The organism is Kitasatospora sp. NPDC048715 (assembly GCF_043198905.1).
GTDB classification, from domain to species: domain Bacteria; phylum Actinomycetota; class Actinomycetes; order Streptomycetales; family Streptomycetaceae; genus Kitasatospora; species Kitasatospora lactacystinica.
The window spans coordinates 206,138-228,511 of the sequence record NZ_JBICVH010000021.1 but is presented as its reverse complement, the minus strand read 5'-3'; the positions used below and the strand labels follow the sequence as shown (position 1 = coordinate 228,511).

At 74.7% G+C, this 22,374-nt stretch carries 20 protein-coding genes, 2 tRNA genes and 1 riboswitch; of the genes, 17 read left to right on the top strand and 5 right to left on the bottom strand.

Going from position 1 to position 22,374, the window contains the following annotated elements; translation table 11 throughout:
* The first annotated feature begins 166 nt into the window (after positions 1-166).
* The 8 genes from ACGFSC_RS34705 (at position 167) to ACGFSC_RS34670 (ending at position 8,900) form a co-directional block, all read left to right on the top strand.
* Positions 167-1,594 (top strand): MFS transporter, encoded by a 1,428-nt coding sequence (locus ACGFSC_RS34705; protein WP_359913997.1) that lies wholly within the window; start codon positions 167-169, stop codon positions 1,592-1,594.
* Positions 1,595-1,689: 95 nt separating this feature from the next.
* Positions 1,690-1,751, top strand: a tRNA-Ser gene (locus ACGFSC_RS34700).
* Positions 1,752-2,048: 297 nt separating this feature from the next.
* Positions 2,049-3,626: a TROVE domain-containing protein gene (locus ACGFSC_RS34695; RefSeq protein WP_359913994.1), complete on the top strand. Its 1,578-nt coding sequence runs from the start codon at positions 2,049-2,051 to the stop codon at positions 3,624-3,626.
* A 304-nt stretch (positions 3,627-3,930) separates the two neighbouring features.
* A complete protein-coding gene (gene trmB / locus ACGFSC_RS34690) occupies positions 3,931-4,716 on the top strand; it encodes a tRNA (guanosine(46)-N7)-methyltransferase TrmB (RefSeq protein ID WP_380354897.1) in 786 nt (261 codons plus the stop codon).
* Positions 4,717-4,831: 115 nt separating this feature from the next.
* Positions 4,832-6,163, top strand: coding sequence for a PrsW family intramembrane metalloprotease (locus ACGFSC_RS34685; RefSeq protein WP_359913988.1), 1,332 nt, complete (start codon positions 4,832-4,834; stop codon positions 6,161-6,163).
* 50 nt (positions 6,164-6,213) lie between these two features.
* Positions 6,214-6,287 (top strand) — tRNA-Met (locus tag ACGFSC_RS34680).
* Positions 6,288-6,479: 192 nt separating this feature from the next.
* Positions 6,480-7,268, top strand: coding sequence for a hypothetical protein (locus ACGFSC_RS34675; RefSeq protein ID WP_359913985.1), 789 nt, complete (start codon positions 6,480-6,482; stop codon positions 7,266-7,268).
* Between the two features lie 462 nt (positions 7,269-7,730).
* The gene (locus tag ACGFSC_RS34670) at positions 7,731-8,900 is read left to right on the top strand and encodes a hypothetical protein (protein ID WP_359913982.1); all 1,170 of its coding nucleotides are present in this window, start codon (positions 7,731-7,733) and stop codon (positions 8,898-8,900) included.
* Here ACGFSC_RS34670 and ACGFSC_RS34665 read toward each other — a convergent pair.
* The 4 genes from ACGFSC_RS34665 to ACGFSC_RS34650 form a co-directional block, all read right to left on the bottom strand.
* On the bottom strand, positions 8,890-9,351 hold the full coding sequence (locus ACGFSC_RS34665; protein ID WP_359913980.1) for a GNAT family N-acetyltransferase: 462 nt from the start codon (positions 9,349-9,351) through the stop codon (positions 8,890-8,892). The genes ACGFSC_RS34670 and ACGFSC_RS34665 overlap by 11 nt on opposite strands.
* A gap of 36 nt (positions 9,352-9,387) precedes the next feature.
* Entirely contained in the window at positions 9,388-10,137 is a 750-nt protein-coding gene (locus tag ACGFSC_RS34660) for a hypothetical protein (protein ID WP_359913977.1), read from the bottom strand.
* 94 nt (positions 10,138-10,231) lie between these two features.
* Complete coding sequence (locus ACGFSC_RS34655) at positions 10,232-10,972, bottom strand: sensor domain-containing protein (RefSeq protein ID WP_359913974.1); 741 nt, start codon at positions 10,970-10,972, stop codon at positions 10,232-10,234.
* A 189-nt stretch (positions 10,973-11,161) separates the two neighbouring features.
* Positions 11,162-11,752 (bottom strand): GNAT family protein, encoded by a 591-nt coding sequence (locus ACGFSC_RS34650; RefSeq protein WP_359913971.1) that lies wholly within the window; start codon positions 11,750-11,752, stop codon positions 11,162-11,164.
* Between the two features lie 42 nt (positions 11,753-11,794).
* On the opposite strand from ACGFSC_RS34650, the gene ACGFSC_RS34645 reads away from it, so the two are divergent.
* On the top strand, positions 11,795-12,670 hold the full coding sequence (locus ACGFSC_RS34645) for a hypothetical protein (RefSeq protein WP_359913968.1): 876 nt from the start codon (positions 11,795-11,797) through the stop codon (positions 12,668-12,670).
* Between the two features lie 143 nt (positions 12,671-12,813).
* On the opposite strand, the gene ACGFSC_RS34640 is transcribed toward ACGFSC_RS34645, so the two are convergent.
* A complete protein-coding gene (locus ACGFSC_RS34640) occupies positions 12,814-13,662 on the bottom strand; it encodes a M23 family metallopeptidase (RefSeq protein WP_359897907.1) in 849 nt (282 codons plus the stop codon).
* Positions 13,663-13,674: 12 nt separating this feature from the next.
* A riboswitch (cyclic di-AMP (ydaO/yuaA leader) is annotated at positions 13,675-13,833 on the bottom strand.
* A 209-nt stretch (positions 13,834-14,042) separates the two neighbouring features.
* On the opposite strand from ACGFSC_RS34640, the gene ACGFSC_RS34635 reads away from it, so the two are divergent.
* From ACGFSC_RS34635 to ACGFSC_RS34600, 8 genes are all read left to right on the top strand, one after another.
* On the top strand, positions 14,043-14,333 hold the full coding sequence (locus ACGFSC_RS34635; protein WP_359897908.1) for a YiaA/YiaB family inner membrane protein: 291 nt from the start codon (positions 14,043-14,045) through the stop codon (positions 14,331-14,333).
* Positions 14,334-14,474: 141 nt separating this feature from the next.
* Positions 14,475-15,302 carry an alpha/beta hydrolase gene (locus tag ACGFSC_RS34630; RefSeq protein ID WP_359897909.1) on the top strand — a complete coding sequence of 276 codons (828 nt, stop codon included), beginning with the start codon at positions 14,475-14,477 and terminating at the stop codon, positions 15,300-15,302.
* Between the two features lie 80 nt (positions 15,303-15,382).
* Positions 15,383-15,949, top strand: a complete 567-nt coding sequence (locus ACGFSC_RS34625; RefSeq protein WP_359897910.1) for a WHG domain-containing protein — start codon at positions 15,383-15,385, stop codon at positions 15,947-15,949.
* A 119-nt stretch (positions 15,950-16,068) separates the two neighbouring features.
* Positions 16,069-18,288 carry a SpoIIE family protein phosphatase gene (locus ACGFSC_RS34620; RefSeq protein ID WP_359897912.1) on the top strand — a complete coding sequence of 740 codons (2,220 nt, stop codon included), beginning with the start codon at positions 16,069-16,071 and terminating at the stop codon, positions 18,286-18,288.
* Positions 18,289-18,520: 232 nt separating this feature from the next.
* Complete coding sequence (locus ACGFSC_RS34615; RefSeq protein ID WP_359898088.1) at positions 18,521-19,786, top strand: ATP-binding protein; 1,266 nt, start codon at positions 18,521-18,523, stop codon at positions 19,784-19,786.
* A complete protein-coding gene (locus tag ACGFSC_RS34610; RefSeq protein WP_359897914.1) occupies positions 19,770-20,183 on the top strand; it encodes a roadblock/LC7 domain-containing protein in 414 nt (137 codons plus the stop codon). The genes ACGFSC_RS34615 and ACGFSC_RS34610 overlap by 17 nt, the downstream gene beginning before the upstream one ends.
* Positions 20,180-20,527, top strand: coding sequence for a DUF742 domain-containing protein (locus ACGFSC_RS34605; RefSeq protein WP_359897915.1), 348 nt, complete (start codon positions 20,180-20,182; stop codon positions 20,525-20,527). Before ACGFSC_RS34610 ends, ACGFSC_RS34605 begins: the two co-directional genes overlap by 4 nt.
* Positions 20,505-21,158 carry an ATP/GTP-binding protein gene (locus tag ACGFSC_RS34600; RefSeq protein ID WP_380354874.1) on the top strand — a complete coding sequence of 218 codons (654 nt, stop codon included), beginning with the start codon at positions 20,505-20,507 and terminating at the stop codon, positions 21,156-21,158. The genes ACGFSC_RS34605 and ACGFSC_RS34600 overlap by 23 nt, the downstream gene beginning before the upstream one ends.
* The last annotated feature ends 1,216 nt before the right edge of the window (positions 21,159-22,374 follow it).

Sequence of the window (22,374 nt, the reverse complement as noted above, 5' to 3'; positions counted from 1 at the left end):
AGCGGTCCGGACCAACTCCGGTGCGGCGCGGCCGAGTGCGCGATCCCGCCATCCGGAATGCGACCTCTTAACCGTCGGAACGCGTCCGACTACGCTAGGTACAGCAGCTACGGCCCGGTGCCGCCCGGGCCCCGCGCACAAGGCCGCAGGAGGTGCAGCCGCCACCATGACCGTCAGCCCACGTGGACCGAACGAACGGCTCGGCACGCTCCTGACCCTCGCCCAGATCAGCAACGCCGGACTGGCCCGCCGGGTCAACGACCTCGGCGCCCAACGCGGGCTGACCCTGCGGTACGACAAGACCTCGGTGGCCCGCTGGGTCAGCAAGGGCATGGTGCCGCAGGGGCCCGTCCCGCACCTGATCGCCACCGCGATCGGCGGCAAGCTCGGCCGGCCCGTCCCGCTGGAGGAGATCGGCCTGGGCGACACCGACCCGGCGCCCGAACTCGGCCTGGCCTTCCCCCGCGAGGTCGCCGACGCGGTCCGCTCGGCGACCGACCTGTGGCGGGTCGACCTCGACCTGCGCCGGGGCCCCGGCGGCGGCCGCTGGAGCGACAGCCTGGCCGGCACCTTCTCGGTCGCCGCCTACGCGACCCCCGTCTCCCGCTGGCTGATCACCCCCGCCGACGGCTCGGTGGCCCGCGAGGTGCCGCGCTCCCCCACCGACACCTCCTCCTACCGGGTCGGCCACTCGGACGCCGCCAAGCTCCGCGAGGCCGCCCAGGAGGCCCGTCGCTGGGACTCCAAGTACGGCGGCGGCGACTGGCGTTCGTCGATGGTGCCGGAGTGCCTGCGGGTGGAGGCGGCGCCGCTGCTGCTCGCCTCGTACAGCGACGCGGTCGGCCGGGCGCTGTTCGGCGCGACCGCCGAACTGACCAGGCTGGCCGGCTGGATGGCCTTCGACACCGGGCAGCACGAGGCCGCCCAGCGCTACTACATCCAGGCGCTGCGGCTCGCCCGGGCCGCCGCCGACGTCCCGCTCGGCGGCTACGTGCTGGCCTCGATGAGCCTCCAGGCGGGCTACCGGGGCTTCGCCGAGGAGGCCGTCGACCTCGCCCAGGCCGCGCTGGAGCGCAACCGGGGCCTGGCCACCGCCCGCACCATGAGCTTCTTCCACCTGGTGGAGGCCCGGGCCCAGGCCAAGGCCCGCAACGCGGCGGCGTGTGCGACGGCGCTCGGCGCGGCGGAGAGCGCGCTCGAACGGGCGCGCGCCGGGGATCCCGATCCGGCGTGGATGGACTTCTACGCCTACGACCGGCTCGCCGCCGACGCCGCCGAGTGCTTCCGCGACCTCGGAGTGCCCTCCAAGGTCCGGCAGTTCACCCGCGAGGCGCTGGCCACGCCCACCGAGGGCTTCGTCCGCTCGCACGGCCTGCGGCTGGTGGTCTCGGCGATGGCCGAGGCGGAGGCGGGCGACCTGGACGCCGCGGTCGCCGCCGGCGAGCGCGCCGTCGAGGTGGCCGGCCGGATCTCCTCGCAGCGCAGCCGGGAGTACGTGGTGGAGATGCTGCGGCGGCTGGAGCCCTTCCAGGGGGAACGCCGGGTGCGGGAGCTGACCGAGCGGGCCCGGGCGGTGATCGTCGCTCCGGCGTGAGCGGACGGGACGGCGGGACGGCGGTCCGGCGGTCCGGCGGTAAATGGAGTGCGGTGACGGCAGGGGCCTGGCTAGGGTTTCTCCTGTCCAGGTGCGCAGGCAGAGGTTACTTCCACTCTTAATGGGCGTGTCGCGGGTTCGAGTCCCGCCGCCGGTACTCGCCGGTGTAGCTCAGTCGGTAGAGCAGCTATGTCACCTCAGCCGCCTTCGATCTCTGGACACCCACACGTGAATAGTTCGTCCGCACCTCCCGGTGCGACGGCAGCGGTTACTTCTTGGTGAGGCGCCCCCAGGGCGCTGCGGTTCGAGCCCGCGAAACACCGCCGCCACCTTTGATCTCGGGAGGCAGCTCTTCGTGGTGCCCGGGTCCGCGTCAGCCATGACGGCCCCGGGCACCGCTGCCGCAGCATGCCTCCCTCCCCACTGACACCAGCACGCCGAGGGGGGCTTCCGCATGTCCAGGTTCAACTTCCGCAGGTCCAAGGCCGGTCCGAGTTCGCCGGTGGCCACCACCGGCGAGCGCACCGTCAACCACAACGGCGGCCCCGGCTTCGTCCGGGACCGCAAGTCCGAGCTCTTCCTGCTGGCGATCGCCAACATGGTCGGCCAGGACACCTTCCACGAGCGCGGCGGCGACCGCGACGACCGCTACACCGCGCTGGTGCGCGAACTCGCCGTCGCCGACCCGGAGTGGACCGTCGGGCTGCTGCGCTGGCTGCGCTACGGCGCCCACATGCGCACCGCCGCCCTGGTCGGCGCCGCCGAGTTCACCCGCGCCCGGCTGGACGCGGGGGCCCACGGCCACTCCCGGCAGGCCGTCGCGGCGGTGCTGCGGCGCGCCGACGAGCCGGGCGAGCTGCTCGCCTACTGGACCTCGCGCTACGGCCGGGCGCTGCCCAAGCCGCTCAAGCGCGGGGTCGCGGACGCCGTCCGGCACCTGTACGACGCCCGCTCGCTGCTCAAGTACGACACGGCGGGCAAGGGCTACCGCTTCGGCGACGTGATCGAGCTGACCCACCCCTCGCCGGACCCGGCGAAGGAGTGGCAGGGCGCCCTGTTCGCGTACGCGCTGGACCGCAGGCACCGCCCGGACGAGGCCGTCCCGCCGGCCGCCGACCGGATGCTGACCGCCAACCGCGAGCTGCTGGCGCTGCCCGTCGAGGAGCGCCGGGCGGCGGTGACCGCCGAGGGCGGCGCCGCGCGGCTGGCCGCCGCCGGGCTGACCTGGGAGGCGCTGGCGGGCTGGCTGCAGGGGCCGCTGGACGCGGACGCCTGGGCGGCGGTCATCCCGTCGATGGGCCCGATGGCGCTGGTCCGGAACCTGCGCAACTTCGACCGGGCCGGGGTCTCGGACGCCGTCGCGGCCGAGGTGGCCCGGCGGATCTCCGACAAGGGCGAGGTGCGGCGCTCGCGCCAGTTCCCGTTCCGCTACCTGGCCGCGCACCGCAACGTGCCCTCGCTGCGCTGGGGGCACGCACTGGAGACGGCGCTCGGCCACTCGCTGGCCAACGTGCCCGAACTGCCCGGCCGGACGCTGATCCTGGTGGACCGCTCCGGTTCGATGTTCGACCGCTCCGGCGGGCCGACCGAGCTCAACCGGGCGGACTCGGCGGCGATCTTCGGCACCGCGCTGAAGGTCCGGGCCGCCGAGGCGGACCTGGTCGAGTTCGGCACCACCAGCCGGGTGGTCGACGTCGGCCGGGGCGAGGCGGTACTGCGTGTGCTGGAACGTTTCTCCGATCTCGGCGGCACCAATACCGCCGACGCCGTCCGCACCCACTACCGCGGCCACGACCGGGTGGTGATCGTCACCGACGAGCAGACCGGCCCCGGCCACTGGGGCGGCAACCCCCTCGCCGCCGTCCCGGCCCACGTGCCCGTCTACACCTGGAACCTGGCCGGCTACGCCCAGGGCCACGGCCCCGGCGGCGGCGCCCACCGGCACACCTTCGGTGGCCTGGGCGACGCGGCCTTCCGGCTGATCCCGCTCCTGGAATCCGGGGCGAACGCCGGCTGGCCCTGGGAGGAGTAGCGGATCAGCCGGACGGTCCGGGCCGGGGAGCCCGCGCCGACCGGGCCCGGCCGCGGCAGTGAGGGGAGGGCCGCGGCAGGAGCCGGCGTCGGTCGGGGGGCCGATGCCGGGAGGAAGGGGAAGGAGCCGTCACGGGGGTGCGGCTCCTTCCCCGTTCCCCGGCCGCCGACGGGTGGGCCGGGCGCCGGCCGGGCCGGTGGATGAGCCCGGTCACAGGCCCGGCCGGAGAGCCCCGACAGCCCCGTAGACTCGGGTGATTGTGACTGCCACCGCCCCGATCCCCCAGCCCTCGCCGTCCGCCCGGATGTCCGCCGCGCCGGCCGCCTACCCCGCGCCGATGTACCCGCACAAGGCCACCGAGGCCCAGCACCGCGAGCGTCGCATCCGCAGCTTCCAGCCGCGCCGGGGCCGGATGACCAACGCCCAGGCGAGCGCCCTGGACCGGAGCTGGGAGACGTACGGCATCCCCATCGACGGCACCCCGCTGGACCCGCGGGAGCTGTTCGACGGCCTGCCGGTGACCCTGGAGATCGGCTTCGGCATGGGCGAGACCACCGCCGCGATGGCCGCCGCCGACCCGGCCATGGGCATCCTCGCCGCCGACGTGCACACCCCCGGCCACGGCAACCTGCTCGGCCTGCTGGAGCGGGACGGCTCCCACAACGTCCGGACCGCCGCAGGCGACGCGGTGATCCTGCTGCGCGACATGCTCCCGGACGCCTCGCTGGCCGGTCTGCGGGTCTACTTCGCCGACCCGTGGCCCAAGCCGAAGCACCACAAGCGCCGGCTGGTCCAGCCCTCGTTCCTCGACCTGGTGCTGCCCCGGCTCGCCCCCGGCGCGCTGGTGCACTGCGCCACCGACTGGGAGCCGTACGCGGAGCAGATGCTGGCCGTGCTGTCCGCCTCGCCGGAGCTGGAGAACCTGCACCCCGAGGGCGACGGGACCGGCTGGCTGGAGCCCGCGGACCACCCGGACGGCAGCATTCCGGGCTACGCCCCGAGGCCGGACTGGCGTCCGGTCACCAAGTTCGAACGGGCCGGGATCGCCAAGGGGCACGTCGTCCACGACCTGCTGTTCCGCCGCCGCTGACCCTCCGGCACCGTTCGAACGGGCGGCCGCGCGGCGGCCGGACGGGCGGGCCCGGGAGGGACGGTTCGTCCCGACTCCTCCCGGCGGGCCGCCGCCGTGGCCTACCCTGTGCCGCATGGGCAGCCCGTCCGGCGGCGGGTTCCGGACGGGCGGTCGCACGACGGTTCGAGCAGCCGCCGACGCACCGGAGACGGTCCCGAGCACCGGCGACACCCGGACCATTCCGGGGCCCCGGAGGCACCGGGCGCACCGCCTGCTGCCCCGGCCGGGTACCGCCGCCGTGCCGCTCCCGGCCGCCGACCACGTCCTCCGCGACGGCACCACCGCCCCCGGGGCGCCGCCGGGCCGCAGCCGCTCGGTGGCGCTCTCCTCGGTGACCGCGACCGCCGTCCTGACCCTGATCGGCTGCGGGGTGCTGATCCTGCACCTGGTCCAGCGGCAGACCGGCACCGTCGGACTGCTGGTCGGCCTGGGCCTGGCGGTGGTGCCGCTGCCGTTCGTGCTCGGCGGCCTGGCCTGGCTCAACCTCACCGCCCGGGTTCCGCTGCGGCACACCGTGTTCTGCCTCGGCTGGGGCGCCTGCGCGGCCACCACCGTCGCCATCCTGGCCAACAACTGGACGGCGAGCTACCTGACCCGGCACCGGGGCCCGTTCGGGGAACTGCTCGGCGCCGGGATCGCCACCCCGGTGATCGAGGAGACCGCCAAGGCCACCGCCCTGCTGGTGCTCCTGCTCCCGCTCGGCCAGCGGCTGCGCTGCCGCGGCCGCCGCACCGGACGCCCCTGCGCGCCGCTGCTGCGCCGGTCGCCCGCGCCCCGGAGCCCCCGCCCGCACCCGCGCCACCCGGTCGGGCCGCACGCCCGCGGCCGGCCGCGCCTGCGCCCGTACCTGCGGCCGTTGCCGTACCTGCGCCCGGCCCCGCCCTCCGGGGCGCCGCACCACCGTTCCCGGCCGCGCACCCTGGCCGCCGGGGTGGTGCTCGGCGGGATGACCGCCTGCGGCTTCGCGTTCACCGAGAACGCCCTCTACCTGGGCCGGGCCTTCAGCAGCGACCAGCGGCAGCGGCTGGACAGCATCGGCCTCGGCGACCCGCCCAGCCTGCGCGACTTCGACAGCACCGTGCAGACCTTCGTGCTGCGCGCCCTGCTCTCGCCCTTCGCCCACCCGCTGTTCACCGCGCTCACCGGGATCGGCCTGGCCGTCGCCCTCACCACCGCGCGGCGCTGGCTGGCCCGGCTGGCGGTACCGGCCGGGCTGCTGCTGGCGATGGCGCTGCACGGCACCTGGAACGCCGCCGCCGACCTCGGCACGGACGGCTTCCTGGTGGTGTACGGGGCGCTGATGGTGCCCTGCTTCGCCGCGCTGGTCGCCTTCGCGGCCTGGGCGAGGTGCCGTGCGGCCCGGCACCCGGCACCCGGTCGGCGGCGGGTCGCCAGGGCGCCCTGAGGAACCGATTTCCCATATCGGCGACTTCCCCGTATTGTTGTGTTCACCGACGCGGGGTGGAGCAGCTCGGTAGCTCGCTGGGCTCATAACCCAGAGGTCGCAGGTTCAAATCCTGTCCCCGCTACTCAGTAGCCGAAAGGCCCGGAGGATTCTTCCTCCGGGCCTTTCGCGTTCCCGGGTACGAACGAAGGACGGTCCTGCCACGAAGCTGTAACAGCGGCCGGTCCCACGATCTCCTGTCAGGGTCCTGAACCATACTGAGGAAAAATTCATCTCATTGGGGGGCTGTTCGGGCCACCCGGACAGGAAGAACCACATGCTGTCGAAGCGACTGGTCAGCACCGCCGCGATCTGCCTCGTCCTGGCGGCCGGCACCGCGGCGTGCGGCAGCACCAAGAGCGACGGGACGGGCGGCGACGCCAAGGCGGGTGCCGCGCAGAAGCTCGACACCGACAAGCTCAGCGCCCAGGACATCGCGAAGCAGGCCAAGGACGCCCTGGCCTCCGCGAGCTCCCTCAAGATGGTCGGCACCGTCGACACCGGCGAGGGCAGCATGGAGCTGAACCTGGCGCTGGACAACAAGAGCCAGTGCACCGGCACCATGGCGATGCCCGGCATGGGCAAGTTCGAGATCATCAGCGACGGCAAGACCTCGTACGTCAAGCCGGACAAGGACTTCTGGACCAACGTGGGCGGCCCGAACGGCGCCAAGGCCGCCGAGCTGTTCAAGGGCCGCTACCTGACGGGCTTCGAGAGCGACCCGTCGATGGGCTCCCTGATCAGCGTCTGCAACCTCGCCGAGTTCAGCAAGAAGATCACCGCGGACAAGAGCGGCAACGACAAGGTGGAGAAGGGCTCCGCGGGCGACGTCAACGGCGTGAAGACCTTCAGCCTGAAGGTCGCCGACTCCAAGGGCGAGGTCACGACCATGCAGATCGCCACCGAGGGCAAGCCCTACCCGGTGCGGGTCGAGCACTCGGGCGCCAAGGACGGCAACGGCAAGATCGACTTCAGCGACTTCGACAAGCCGCTGACCATCCAGGCCCCGTCGGCCGACAACACGGTCGACTTCACCAAGCTCCAGGACCAGCTCAAGACCGCCTGAGCAGCGGATCCGGGTGCGCTCCGCACGGCCGGCACCGGGCCGGGCGGGGCTCCGCGAAATAATCCGTTGCCCTCCGTCCGGCGGGCTGCCTATCGTGGCAGCACACTGAAAGGAGGTGATCCTGAGTTGAGTTCCATCAGGATGCGTGAGGTGGCTGCTCGCTAGAGCCGCCCCTGCCTGCGCAGGATGAGGCCCCTGGCCTCCGGCAGGCGAAATCCACAGCAGTCACCCGGCCCGCGGTCTCACCGGTACATCCCCGGTGCCTCGGCGCCCGGCCAGTGCACGGGCCGGCGCGGAGGAGCAGTCCGCGGGCCGTCTGCGTTCCCGGGGAGCTTCCGGCACGATTCCGGAGGCTCCCCGCGCCGTGTCCGGGGCACCGGCCGGACGTTTCCGCGCGGGGGCCGCGGCGCTAGAGTCGGCGCGCGTTCCGGAGCGGAGCGACGCGGACACAGGGGGTGGGCGATGGCGAAGGCACGACGGCCGGGCGGCGGCGGGGCGACGCTGCGGACGGCGCAGTGGGGCGCCACCGGGGTGCTGGCCGGGACGGGACTGCTCGGACTGCTGCTGTTCGCGCTCGGCCGGGAGCACGCCTGGCAGGTGCTCGGCGGCGGGCTGGTGGTGATCGGGGCCTCGGTGGTGCTCGGCGGCGGACTGGGCTTCCTGTTCGGGGTGCCCCGGGTGCGCGGCGGGGCCGCTGCCGGCGAGCCGCAGGGCTCCTACGCGCCGAACACCAATCTGGAGCAGGTCTCGGACTGGCTGACCAAGGTGCTGCTGGGCGTCGGGCTGACCCAGCTCGGCTCGCTCGGCGAACGGCTGCACGACCTCGGCGCGGCGCTGGCGCCCGCGCTCGGCGGCGGCCGGGACGTGGCGCCGTTCGCGGCGGCGCTGGTGCTGTACTTCCTGGTCTTCGGGTTCCTGGCCGGCTGGCTGGTGACCCGGCTGGCACTGCCGCAGGCGCTGACCGAGACCGACCAGGCGCTGGACCTCTTCCTCGCCGGGCAGGACCGCGACCGGCACGGCGACAAGGTGGGCGCGGACGACCTGCGGGTCCGCGCGATGCAGCAGCTCGGGCTGCTGGGCGGCAGCGCGGAGCGCCCCGCCGCGCTGGCCGGGCAGCTGCCGCCCTCCTCCGGCGCGCCGGCCGGGCCGGAGGGCGTGGTGGCGGAGGTCCGCTCGACCGCGCGGCGTTCGGCGCTGACCGCCGACCAGGTGCGGGCCCTCTTCGCGGACGGCTCCGAGGGGCGGCGGATCCAGGCGCTCGCGCTGATGCAGGGCGATCCGGCGCTGGCGGACCTGCCGAGCGTGCTGGACGCGATCGAGCGCCCGCGCTCGGGCTTCGAGCAGTACCACGCGCTGCTGGCCGCCCGGGGGCTGCTCTCCCGGCTGCCCGCCGCCGGGGAGCAGCGGCTGCGGGACGCGGTGGCGACGCAGCTGGTCGACCCGCGGGGCATTCCGTACGGGTCGGACCGCAGTTGGCTGGCGGAGAAGATCCTCTCCCGGCTCCCGGCGCCGGCCCTCGTGCCGGAGCGGCCGGCGCCGGCCGGGCCGCAGGCCGCCCCGGTGGTGCCGGCCCAGCCGGGCGGACCGGACGGACCGGGCGGACCGTCGGCCGAAGGGACCTCTAGCCGGTGAACTCCGGGACGGTGAAGCGCAGTTCGGGACGGTCCCAGGTGATCCTCCCGCGCGCGGGGCAGGTGCCGACGCGTTCGGCGCCCACCCGCAGGTAGAAGCGCTCGGCGGGCGGGTTGGAGACGACCCGCACGGCGGCGATCCCGGTTCCGCGGGCGAGTTCCAGCATGTGCGCGATCAGCGCGCGGCCGGTGCCGAGCCCCTGGGCCTCGTCGGCGACGAACATCAGGTCCAGTTCGGCCGGTTCGCGGATCAGCCCGTAGAAGCCGAGCAGCCGGCCGGTGGCCGGGTCGGCGGCGAGGAACACCTCGTGGCGGGCGAGGTACTCGGGCGTCACCCGGTAGCCCTCGATCATCGGCGCGTACTCGCCGTGGTAGGCGGAGGAGGCGTGGATCAGTTCGGTGAGCCGGTCGGCGTCGGTCTCGTCGGCGCGCCGGATCGTCGTGTCGGTCATGCGGGTGAGTATAGGAGTGACCCCTGACAGCGACTATTACATGACGGATGGCCGGAGCGCCCGGCGGCGGCGGTGGTCGGCGGCCCGCAGCACCAGGACCCGCCGGGGTCGGCCGCCCAGCGGCCCGGGGTAGCGGCGGACCTCGCTGCCGATCCGGCGCTCGCCGAGCGCGTACCGCAGCGGGCCGAGGTGGCCGCAGCGCCGGCCGTACCCGTCGTGCAGCGGCTGGACCCGGACCTCGCCGTCCGGGGAAGTGACCCGGACCAGCTCGGTCAACGCCGCCAACTGGCTTTCGGGGCCGAAGAGTTCGGGGTAGGCGAAGAGCAGGTAGCCGCTCAGGGTGAGGGCGAAGGCGCCGTCCGCGAAGGGCAGCCGGGGCAGCGCGGCGGCCACGTACTGCTGCGGGTGGGCGGCCGAGTCGGCGGCGAACAGCAGGCGGGCGCGGTCCCAGCTGCGCAGATAGCGCTCGGCGCGGTACGGGCGGGGCGAGGGGTAGAGCTGCGGGCGGTCGGCCATCGCGGCGGCCATCGCCGCCCGGGCGGCCACCGCGGCGGTCGCGACCGCCGGCAGCGGCAGCGCGTACGCCGGATCGACGGCGATCACCCGGCAGCCCAGCCCGCGCGCCTCGGCGGCCAGGCCGGCCGCGCCGCCGGGGCAGTCCAGCACCGGGCCGGGCAGGGCGGCGAGCCGGGCCCGGGTGAGGCCGAACAGGGCGCAGTACTCGTCCAGCGGCCGGGAGGTGACCAGGACGCCCGGGGGAACGGCGGGAATGCCGACGGCGGCCACCCGGCCATCCGAACACGCGACGGCCCCGCCCGCATCCGGAGGCGTCCGGGGTGCGGGCGGGGCGCGGGCGGGTTCCTCGGCCGGGGCCGGCCGGTCAGCGGCCGAGCAGGCCCTGGGCGGCGACCCGGTTGACGTTGGTCAGGCCGCGGACCAGCTGCGTGGTGAGGAGGATCAGCAGCACGCCGAGGAGCGAGAGCCCGGCGATCTGCCAGGGCGACTGGACGTCGTACACGTGCCGGATGCCGTGGCTGTCGTGGAAGTCGAACAACCGGTACCCCTTCCAGGAGGTGTACGTCGGGAAGACCCAGTGGTACACGGGGTAGAGCGCCAGCGCCCAGCCGAGCACCAGGAACACCAGCGTCACCACGAAGCTGAGCACCGCCCAGGGGAACATCACCACCTGGTACAGCACGGCCTTCCAGCCGGCCCCGTCCGCGAGCCGCGCGGTGACCGCGCCCCAGCTGCCCTGGCGGACCCGGCGCACCGGCGCCGGGCCGGGGACGTCCAGGGCCAGCATGCCGCGCACCCGGGCCCGCTCCAGCCGGCCGAAACCGCGGGCGACGCTGGTCAGGGCGCCCAGCACGGGCAGACCGATGACGGTGACGAAGGTACCGACGCCGAGGCAGAACAGGGTGATCGAGACGACGAAGCCGACGATCGCCACCGGCAGGCCGCTGAGCGCGTAACCGACCTCGCGGTAGTAGTACGCGGAGAACGGCGCCCGCCACACGGCCGGCCGCCGCTCGGTCCGGCGGACCCGGGCCGGGCGCGGGTCGTCACCGTGACCGCCCAGGACGTCCCACTCCCGGTCCTCCATGCTGCGGCTGCTGCTCATGCTCCCGGCCCCCGGCCCCTCGTACTGTCGGTCGTTCGTCCCGCTGACAGGCTCCAGTCTGGTGGACGCGCCGGCCGGCCGGGATCCGGAGGCCTGGCGGATCCGGGGTGGGGTTAACCCCCCTCCACCGGGTGGCCGCTGGAGGGGGGCGAGCCGGTGGGAGCGAGCGGTGGTCCGTGGCCCGGGCGGTCAGCCGGTCGTCCGCCCCCGCGTGCCCGCCCCCGGCCACTCGTCGGCGAGCAGCGCATAGAGGTACGAGTCGGACCAGACGCCGTCCTTGAACGCGTCGTGCCGCAGCCGGCCCTCCAGCCGGAAGCCCAGCCCGGTGAGCACCTTCACGGAGGCGGCGTTGTCCACGGCGACCCGGGCGGCCAGCCGGTGCAGGTCCAGGGCGCCGAAGGCGAAGTCGCAGAGCAGGCCGACGGTCTCGCCCGCGTAGCCGCGGCCCCAGGACCCGCGGGCCAGCACGCACCCGAGCTGAGCGGCGCGGTGCCCGTCCAGGGTGAGCGAGGCCTGCCCGATCGGCGTCGCGTCCGCCGGCTCCTCGGCGTCGGCGAGCCTGGTGACGGCGAGCCGGTAGGTGTCCCGCTCCTCGGCCATCGCCTCCTCCAGGTAGAGCTCGATCTGGTCGGCGCAGTCCTCCCGGCCGCTCGGCCCGAAGGGCAGGTGGCGGGTGACCTCCGGGTCGCCGAACAGCGCGTGCAGCGCGTCCACGTCGCCCTCGGTGAGGTGGTACTCGCGGACGGCCAGTCGCGGGCCGGTGAGTCGTACGGGGACCATGGCTGCCGACCCTATCCCCGCCCGGCGGCTACCGTTCGGACTATGAACGACGAAGACCTGCGGCTCGCCCCCCGCACCAAGGCCGCCGACCTGCTCGCCTGGGCGGCCGGGCAGGACCGCGCGCCGGTGGCCGAGGCGCCGCTGCGCGCGGTGCTGGCGCTGCTGGAGCTGGGCGACGGCAGGATGCACGACGGCTGGCCGGAACTGACCTCCGACGCGGTGGAGCACCTGCTGTACGAGCGGCTCCACCTGTACGTCCAACCCGCACCCGAGGAGGACCCGCTCGCCTACGGCGACGCCGTCCGGCTGCTGATCGACCACCAGCGGGCGGCCCGGCGGCTGAACGCCAAGCGCCAGGAGCGGCTGCACGAGGAGGCCGAGTGGCAGGGCGAGGTCGCGGCCGGGCTGCTGCGCCGCGCCGACCTGGTGACCTGGCCCCGGCTGTACGCGGTGCTGCTGCACGCGTACGGGGTGGACGTCACGGACGGGGCGGCGGTGCGGGACTGGCTGGCCGGCTTCGCGGAGCTCGCGGAGGAGGACCGGCTGGCCGCGTACGAGGCGCTGGTGCCGGCCGGCTGGCTGGACGAGCCGGACGAACAGGGCTGGGGCCCGGGCCGGGTGCTGTCGGTCGGCATGGCCACCGACGGCGCCCGGCGGCTGCTGGAGCAGGGCCTGATGCGGCGCAGCTACCGCAACCTGGCCGAGCTGACCGCGCAGGGGCGGCCGATGCCGGACGAACTGGCCGGGGACTTCGGGCAGTTCGAGGAGGCGGCGGTCGACGCGGCGCTCGACCTGTTCGGCGGGTGGACGGTGCCGGGACTGCCCCGGCTGCTGGTGACGGAGTTCCCGGAGCTGGCGCCGGAGCCGGGCCAGGAGGAGATCGAGGCGTACCTGGCGCAGCTGCCCGCCGAGGAGTGAGACCTCGCACGAAGGCCCCGGCCCGGAGCGGCTGCTCCGGGCCGGGGCCTTCTCGCGTGCGCGTCGGGTTCTCTCGCGCGGGTGCGCGGGCCTCTCGCGGGTGCGTCGGGTTTCTCGCGGGTGCGTCGGGTTTCTCGCGCGGGTCAGGGGTTGAGGCCGCGCTGCTGGAGCCAGGGCTCCGGGTCGACCGGGGCGCCGCCGCCGGGGCGGACCTCCATGTGCAGGTGCGGCCCGGTGACGTTGCCGGTCGCGCCGACCTTGCCGATCTGCTGGCCGGGGGCGACCTTGCCGGAGCCCTTGGTGATCGAGGAGAGGTGGCAGTACCAGATCTCGGTGCCGTCGGGCAGGGTCTCGACGATCCGGTAGCCGTACGAGCCGGCCCAGCCGGCCGAGGTGATGGTGCCCTGGCCGAGCGCGTAGACCGGGGTGCCGGTGTCGGCGGCGAAGTCCAGGCCGGTGTGCAGGTTGGCCCAGTAGCGGGCGCTCTGGCCGTAGTGGGCGGAGAGCCGGTAGTCCTTCACCGGGAGGGTGAGGGCGGCGGCCTTGACCCGCTCGGCCTCCTCGGCGGCGCGCTTGGCCTCGGCCTCCTTGGCGACGGCCTTGGCCTCCGCCTCCTGCGCGGCCTGGAGCCGGGCGGTCTCCTCGGCGGCGGTGCGCTGGCTGTCGGCCTGGTGCTGGATGCGGGCGGCGAGCGCGAGGCCGGGGTCGGCGGAGAGGGCGACCGGGGTCTCGTCCGGGGCCTCGACGGCGGGGGCGGCGGCCGGGGTCGCCGAGGCGAAGCCGGTGGCGCCCAGGGTGGCGGCGACGGCGGTGACGCCGAGCAGTGGGGAGGCTCCGCGGGTCTGACGCGGCATCCGGTGGCGGTTGGTCTCGACCTCCGCGGGGAAGTCCTCCGGGCCGAAGGCCTCGGGGCCGTCCGTGCCGGGGTGGTCGAGGAGCTGGGTACCGGCTGCGAAGCCGGCCGGGTGTGCCGGGGTGTGCGTCGACGCCACGGAGGCGCGCTCCTTTCCTTCCTTCGCGCCTACCGGGTTAGCTGACGGGTTCGGAGCAGGAAGGTCTCCTACGGCTGGGCCGGAGCCCCGCCGATTCACCCCAAGGAACATGGTTCCCCGGCTCCCTGACCTGCCCGGAGGCGGGTCGGCGGGATTAGGCGACGGCGCACGGTGCCGTCTGGGTACGGCGTTGACAACCGCGCTGCGTTATCAAACGTTAATCCTAGGAGGCTCTGATTCCAAGCCATCCGTTCGGAGCAGCCTAGGGCAAAGTGATCGGACGTCAACGAACGACACCGGCGAACACCCCCCTCGCGCACGGCCCCATCTGAGTACTCCTACTCATGTGCGCCCCGGCCGGGCGGCCACATCCTGGCGCCATGAGCACATCGATGCAGACCCGCACCACGGCCGCGTACCACATCCAGGCCGTCCTCTCCTTCGCCCTGTCGGGCGTCGCCCTCGCCGTCGGGATCGCCTACCTGCCGGTCGGCGGGTGGACCAGGGCCTTCCTCGGGATCGGCCTCCTCTACACCGTCACCTCGGCGTTCACCCTGGCGAAGGTGATCCGGGACCGGCAGGAGTCCAACGAGATGGTCACCCGGGTGGACCAGGCCAGGCTGGAGAAGCTGCTCAGCGAGCACGACCCGTTCAAGGTGGAGGGAGTCTGATCGCCCCTTCCTCTCTCCACCCGCTCCTCCCGCTCCACCCCTCACCCGGCCGTTCGCTTGACAGCTAAGGCTATTAGCCTTAGCTTTATGGCTATCGGCCCGCACGCCGATGTCCCGCACCGGCGGCCCGAGGAGGACCCCATGAACGGCACCATCACCCCGAGCACCCAGTACCTGACCGTTCCCGGCGGCCGGATCGCCTTCGACGACACCCGGCGGGGCGACGGCACCCCCGTCGTCCTGCTCCCGGGCATGCTCGACAGCCGGGCCGCCTACCGGCACCTGCGCCCGCTGCTCGTCGCCGCCGGCCACCGCGTCGTCACCGTGGACCTGCGGGGCTTCGGCGAGTCCTCCGTCGAGTGGGACGACTACGGCCCGGCCGCGATCGCCGGCGACGTCCTCGCCCTGCTCGACCACCTCGGCATCGAGCGCGCCGTCCTCGCCGGGAACTCCTACACCGGGGCGACCGTCGTCAGGGCCGCCGGGGACGCGCCCGAGCGGGTCGCCGGGATCGTCCTGCTCAACGCCTTCGTCGAGAACCCGCCGCCGGGCGCCCTGATGCGCGGCGTCATGGGCCTGATGGGCGCCGCCCTCGTCCACTGGCCGGCCTCCTGGGGCTTCTACCTGCGCCGGATGGCCTTCCCGGGCGCCAAGCCCGCCGACTTCGACGCGTACGTGGACGGACTGGTCGCCGCGCTGCGCACCCCGGGGCGCAAGACCGCCACCCGCGGGTACGTCCACGGCGACTCGGCGCCGGTCGGCTGGACGGCCGCGGTGCGGTGCCCGGCGCTGGTGGTCATGGGCAGCAAGGACCCCGACTTCCCGAAGCCGGAGCTCGTCGCCGACCGGCAGGCCGCCGCGCTCGGCGCGCGCAAGGTGATGATCGAGGGGTCCGGGCACTACCCGATGGCCGACAACCCGGCGGCCACCGCCTACGCCCTGCTGCCGTTCCTCGCCGAGCTCGGCTGAGCCCCGCCCGGCCCCGCCGCCCGTTCCTGCCCGACCCCGCCCGATCCACCCGACGTCATCCGTACGGAGAGCCCGAACCCATGCCCCGCGTAGGACTGACCCCCGACCAGGTCGTCGACCACGCCCTCGCCCTCATCGACGAGCAGGGCGCCGAGGCCCTCACGCTGGCCTCCGTCGCCGCCCGGGCCGGGGTCGCCACCCCCTCGCTGTACAAGCACGTCAGCGGCGGCCTCGCCGAACTGCGGCTGCTGATCGCCGTACGGGTCACCGGGGACCTGGCCGACCGGCTGGCCGAGGCGGCCGTCGGGCGCAGCGGGGACGACGCCGTCGCCGCCGTGCTGCGTGCCTACCACGCGTACGCCACCGCGCACCCGCACCGCTACAACGCCCTCCCCCAGGCCCCGCAGCCCGACGACGACCTGGCCCGCGCGGGCGCCCGGCTCGTCGGCGTGATCATCGCCGTCCTGCGGGAGTACGGCCTCGAAGGTTCCGAGGCGATCCACGCCGCCCGCACCGTCCGCTCCCTCGCCCACGGCTTCGCCTCCCTCACCACCGCCGGCGGCTTCCGGCTGGCCGAGGACCTCGCCACCACCCACGACCGCCTCATCGCCACCCTCACCACCGGCCTCCGCGCCTGGCCCGCGTAGGAGGCCGGCACGGACGGCCACCTCTCCGGTGCCGGTGCCGGTGCCGGTGCGACGGCCCGGTCCCCGTTCACCTCTTGAGGAACCATTCACCGCTTGGGGAAATGGGGTATTAAGGGTCAGTGCCCCTGGAGCCCGCCGACAGTCCGACCGCGCGCAGTGCGATGCGCTGCGTGCGCCTGCTGCTCGGCTGCACCAGCGCCGCCGAGCTGCTCGGCACCGTACTGGCCGAGGGCCCGAGCTGGATCACCGGCGAGGGGTCCGCGCTGTACCTGCTGGACTCCGCCGGGATGCTCCGGCTGACCGCCTCGCACGGGCTGCCGGACTGGGCGCACGAGCGCTACGGCGTGGTCGATCCGGCCGGGGAGCTGCCCGCCGCGATGGCCCTGCGGCTGCGGCGCCCGTACCTGCTCAGCCCCGAGCACACCAGCGTCGACTACCCGAACGCGAACGCCGGACTGGGCACCGGGATGGTCGCCGTGATCGCCCTGCCGATGGTCGTGGACGAGCGGCCGATCGGAGTGCTCGCCCTCGCGCTGGCCCACCGGGGCACCGTCCCGCGCCGCGACCTGGACGTCCTGGAGACCGTCGCCGAGGCCTGCGCCCACCGGCTCTCGCACCTGCTGGACCATGCCGACGCCCATCTGCCGCACGGCACCCGCGCACCCTACGGCGTCCGGTTGCCCGAGGGTCCGCGGGCGGCGGACGGCCGCCCGGCCGGGCCGGCCCACCCGCTGCTGTCGCTGGCGGTGCGGGCCGCCGGGCACGGCGCCTTCGAGCGCGACCTGGTCACCGGCGAGAGCTACTGGGACGCCGAGGCGTTCCGGGTGGCCGGCCGCCCGGCCGCCCCGGACGGCGCCGCCCCCGAGCTGGACCGGCTGGTCCACCCGGAGGACCTGCCGGACGTGCAGGCCGCGCTCGCCGAGGCGCTGGCCACCGGCGGCCGCTACCGGATCGGCTACCGGGTGCTGCGGCCCGGCGGCCGGCCCGCCCGGGTCGAGGAGTCCGGCGAGGTGATGCTGGACGTGCACGGGCGGCCGGTGCGGATCGCCGGGCTGCTGGCCGAGGCCGGGCACCGGGAGCAGCCGCCGGCCGAGGAGCGGAACTCCCCGGACGCCGCCCGGACGGCGCTGCTGCTGACGCTCACCCGGGCGCTGTCCCGGGCGGTGACCGTCCGGGACGTCACCACGGCCGTCACCGACGTCGCCCGTCCGGCGCTCGGCGCCGCCGGCATCGTCCTGGACCTGGTGGACGCGGGCCGGCTGCTGCCCGTCTCGCACACCGTGTACGGGGGCCCGCGCCGCACCGAACTCACCCGTCTGGCGGATCTGTCCGAGGGCGTGATGCAGCGGTCGCTGGCCCGTTCCGCCCCGCTGTTCAGCGAGCCCTCGGCGGCCCGTTCCCGGCGCGATCCGCTCGCCCCGGCCGCCTGGGCGGTGCTGCCGCTGGTCGCCTCCGGGCAGCAGGTGGGCTCCTGCCTGATCACCTTCGCCGCCGAGCGGGTGTTCAGCCGCGAGGACCGGACCCTGTACTCGGCCTTCGCCGGCATCCTGGCGCAGTCCCTGGAGCGGGCCCGGCTGTACGACACCCACCACCACCGGGCCTCCGAGCTGCAGCGGGCGATGCTCCCGCGCACCCTGCCCCGGCTGTCCGGGATCGCCAGTGCCGCCCGCTACCTGCCGAGCACCGAGGGCATGCAGATCGGCGGCGACTGGTACGACCTGCTGCGGCTGCCGGAGGGCCGGATCGGGCTGGTGATCGGCGACGTCCAGGGCCACAACGCCGAGGCCACCGCGGTGATGGGCCAACTGCGCAGCGGGCTGCGGGCGTACGCGACGGACGGGCACGACCCGGCCGCCACCCTGACCCGCACCAGCCGGCTGCTGGCCGAGCTGGACACCGAGCTGTTCGCGACCTGCCTCTACCTGACCCTGGATCCGGCCGACGGCGCGCTGACCGCCGCCCGGGCCGGGCACCCGGCGCCGGTGCGGATCACCGCCGACGCCGCGGCCGTCGAGCTGGAGCTGCCGGGCGGGCCGCCGCTGGGGGTGGACCCGGAGCAGCCGTACCCGCTGGCGGTGGAGCGGCTGGCGGTCGGGGAGACGCTGCTGGCGTACACCGACGGGCTGGTCGAGGACCGCGAGGAGGACTACGACGAGTCGGTGCAGCGGATGCTCGGCGGGCTCGAACTGTGGGCGCGGCAGACCGGTCCGGGGCGGATCGGCCCGGCACCGGCGCTGGAGCGGCTGGCCGATCTGCTCACCCTGAACGTGACCGAGCGGCGGTCCCGGCCGGACGACGTGGCGCTGCTGCTCCTGCACCGGACGACGCCCCTTCCGTAACACCGTGCACACGGGCCCCACACATCGCGGAACGCGATCCGGCCGTCGGGCTCGATTCCGGCGTTCCCACCGGTGCCGGTCAGGCTGCTCCCCCGGCTCGTCAGGCGCAGGGATCGGGGTCGAACGAGTGCCGATTGGCGCCGAATTGACTCGATATTGACGAGATCCGGTCACTTGGCGAGATCCGTTCACACCTTCGTAGGATCATCACCCTAGAATTCGCGGCGTGACGATGACTCAGTGGTCCGTAACGGCAACCGGCGTACTCGCCGTCCTCGCCCTCGTGGCCGCCGCGCGGTACCGCGCCGTGTCCGTCACCCAGCGCCGCCGCGCCGACCGGCTGCACGGCGAACTCGCCGCCCTCCAGGAGCAACTGGCCGCCGAACTCTCCCGCCGCGGCGAGGACCTCGCCGCGGTCCAGCAGGAGCAGGAGCACACCGCCTCCACCCAGCGGGCCTTCCTCAGCGTCGCCCGCCGGATCCTGGTGATGGCCCACGACCAGCAGGCGCTGCTGGACGAGATGGAGCGCACCCACGACGACCCGGCCCTGCTGGAGGGCCTGCTCAAGGCCGACCACGCCGCCGCCCAACAGGCCCGGCTGGCCCAGACCCTGGCCGTGCTGTGCGGCGCGCGGGCCGGCCGGCACTGGCCGGAACCGGTCCCCCTGGAGGACGTCGTCCGCGGCGCCCAGTCGCGCATCCTGCCGTTCCAGCGCGTGGTGGTGCGCAGCCGGACCGAGACCGCGGTGGTCGGCGCCGCCGCCGAGGCGCTGATCCACGCGATCGCCGAACTGCTGGACAACGCCACCCGCTACTCCCCGCCCAGCACCCAGGTGTTCGTCACCCTGATGCCGGTGCACAACGGCGCCGTCATCGAGATCGACGACGGCGGCGTCGGCATGCCGGAACAGGCCGTCGTCAAGGCCGCAGCCGCGCTGGCCGGCGGCAGCACCCTGGAGGTCTCCCGGCTGGGCGAGGTCCCGCAACTGGGCCTGGCCGCGGTCGGCCGGCTCGCCGAGCAGTACGGCTTCCGGGTCACGCTCAGCTCGGCGCCCTCGCCGTACGGCGGCGTGCGCGTGGTGCTGCTGCTGCCCAACGCGCTGCTCACCGAGCCGCTGCCGCCCACCGTCCCCGGCCTCGGGCCGGACGACCGGGCGTTCAACCCCGGCCCCCGACCGGCCTCCCCCGTCGGTCACCCCCTGCTGGAGACCCCGCCGTCCGGCCGGCACGCCGCCACCGGCGACACCCCGCCCCCGCTGCCCCGCCGGAGCCACCGGCGCGGCCGCACGGGCCGCCCCGCCCAGCACGCCGCTCCCCCACCGCAGCCCGCGCCGCCCTACCGCTCGGCCCGGGACGCGCAGGCGTTCATGGCGATGTTCCAGGCCGGGACGGCCAGCGGCCGTACCGCCGCCCGGGCCCAGGCCCAGTCCGACCCTTCCCTTCCCGCTTCCCCCCGACTTCCCCAGCGCTCCGGAGAGTTCCATGACCACCACCCCTGATCTCGGCTGGCTGCTCGCCGACATCATCGCCGTCCCGCAGGTCCAGCACGCCGTCGTCGTCTCCAACGACGGCCTGGAGATCGGCCGCAGCGCCGGCATCGCCCGCGACGACGCCGAACGGCTCGCCGCCGCCTGCTCCGGACTGCAGTCGCTGGCCCGCGGCGTCGCGACGGGCTTCGGCGGGCCGGGCAGCGCCACCCGCCAGATCATCATCGAGTACGGCGGCGGCTACCTCTTCGTCGTCGCCGCCGGGGCCGGCGCGCACCTGGCCGTGGTGACGAGCGAGGCGGTCGACGCCGGCCTGGTCGCCTACCAGATGCAGGTCCTGGTCGAGCGGATCGGCACCCACCTCACCAGCCCGCCGCGCGTCGACCACGCGGCGGGGGGCCACCGGTGAGCGGCCCGGTCCGGCCGTACGTCATCACCGGTGGGCGCAGCCGCTCCACCCGGGCCGAGCTGGCCCTGGAGAGCCTGGTCAGCGCGTTACCCGACCCGCCGGACCTGCCCGAGCACCCGCTGCTGAACCGCGAGCACCGGCGCATCCTCGACCTCTGCCACAGCCTGCTGTCCATCGCCGAGGTGGCGGCCCACCTGGGGCTGCCGCTCGGCGTCGTCAAGGTGCTGGTCGGAGACCTGTGGGACCTCGGCGCCGTGCAGGTGCTCCCGCCCGTCCCGCAGGCCGAACGCCTGCCCGCAACCCTCCTGGAGGAGGTGCTCGTTGGCCTCCGCCAACTCCGCTGAAGCCGTCCCCGACGCCCCGGACGCAACCGACGCGGCCGGTGCCGCCGACGGACCGCAGTACCTGCCCTCCTCGGTGCAGGGCGCGGTCAAGATCCTGGTCACCGGTCCGTTCGGGGTGGGCAAGACCACCCTGGTCGGCTCGCTGAGCGAGATCACCCCGCTGCGCACCGAGGAGACCATGACCGCCGCCAGCGCGGGCATCGACGACCTCACCGGGCGCCCCGGCAAGACCACCACCACGGTCGCGCTGGACTTCGGCCGGATCACGCTCAACTCGCGGCTCGCGCTGTACCTGTTCGGCACGCCCGGGCAGCAGCGGTTCTGGCCGCTCTGGGACGACCTGTCGCGCGGCGCGCTCGGCGCCATCGCCATGGTCGACCTGCGCCGCCCCGACGAGAGCTTCGACGTGCTCGGCCGGCTGGAGGAGCAGCGCATCCCGTTCGCGGTCGCGGTCAACACCTTCCCGGACACGCCGGGTTACCCGGAGGAGGAGCTGCGCTCGGCGCTGGACCTGCTGCCGGAGGTGCCGATCCTGCACTGCGACGCACGCGACCGCCGGCAGTCCTACGACCTGCTGATCGACTTCGTCGACCACCTGCACCGCAGCTCGATCCTGGAGCTCCAGGGATGACCACCCCCGAACCCCCCGGCGCCGCCGGGTGCCCGGTCGCCCACGGCACCGGCCTGCCCGGCGGGCTGCCGGTGGGCGTCCCGCTGACCCCGCTGTACGGCCCGGCCGTCGCCGAGGACCCGCACGGCCTGTACGCCCGGCTGCGCGAACGCTACGGGCCGGTCGCCCCCATCGAGCTGGAGCCCGGGGTCGAGGCCTGGCTCGTCCTCGGCTACGCCGAGCTGCTCGAACTCACCCGCAACGAGGCGCTGTTCTCCAAGGACTCGCGCCGCTGGCGGGTGCCCGCCGAGGGCCGGCTGGCGGCCGACTCCCGGCTGCTGCCGATGACCTCCTGGCGGCCCACCCTGCTCAACCTGGACGGCGCTGAGCACCAGCGGCTGCGCTGCGCCGTCTCGGACACCCTCGCCCAGATCGACCACCGCCAGCTGCGCGGCACCACCGAGGCCGCCGCCAACGGGCTGATCGACGGCTGGGGCCCGGACGGCACCGCCGACCTGGTCGCCCAGTACGCGCGCCGGCTGCCGCTGCTGGTCTTCACCCAGCTGCTCGGCCTGCCCGCCGACGCCGGCCCGCACCTCATCCGGCTGATCAACCACATCGCCGACAGCGGCGCCGAATCGGTGCGCGCCAACCAGGAGTTCCAGGCGGTCCTGGTCGACCTGGTGCGGCGCCGCCGGGCCACGCCCAGCGCCGACCTCACCTCCTGGCTGCTGGCCCACCCGGCCGCGCTGACCGACGAGGAGGCGGTGCACCACCTGGTGGTGATGATGGTCGCCGGGAACGAGACCACCATCTGCTGGACCGGGAACACCCTGCGGCTGCTGCTCACCGACCGGCGCTTCCGGGCCACCCTCACCGGCGGGCGGCTGACCGTCTCCGACGCGCTGGAGGAGGTGCTCTGGCGCGACCCGCCGACGCAGAACTTCCCCGGCCGCTGGGCCACCGGCGACACCGTGCTCGGCGGCCAGTACATCAGCGCCGGCGACATGCTCGTCCTCGGCCTGGCCGCGGCCAACGCCGACCCGGCCGCGCAGGGCGTGTCCGCCGCCGCCCAGGGCTCGCTCGGCGGCAACCGGGCGCACCTGGCGTGGGGCGCGGGCCGGCACGTCTGCCCGGCCCAGCACCCCGCCAGGATCATCGTCGAGACCGCCGTCGAGACCCTGCTGCACCGCCTCCCCGACCTCCAACTGGCCGTACCGGCAGGAGAGCTGACCTG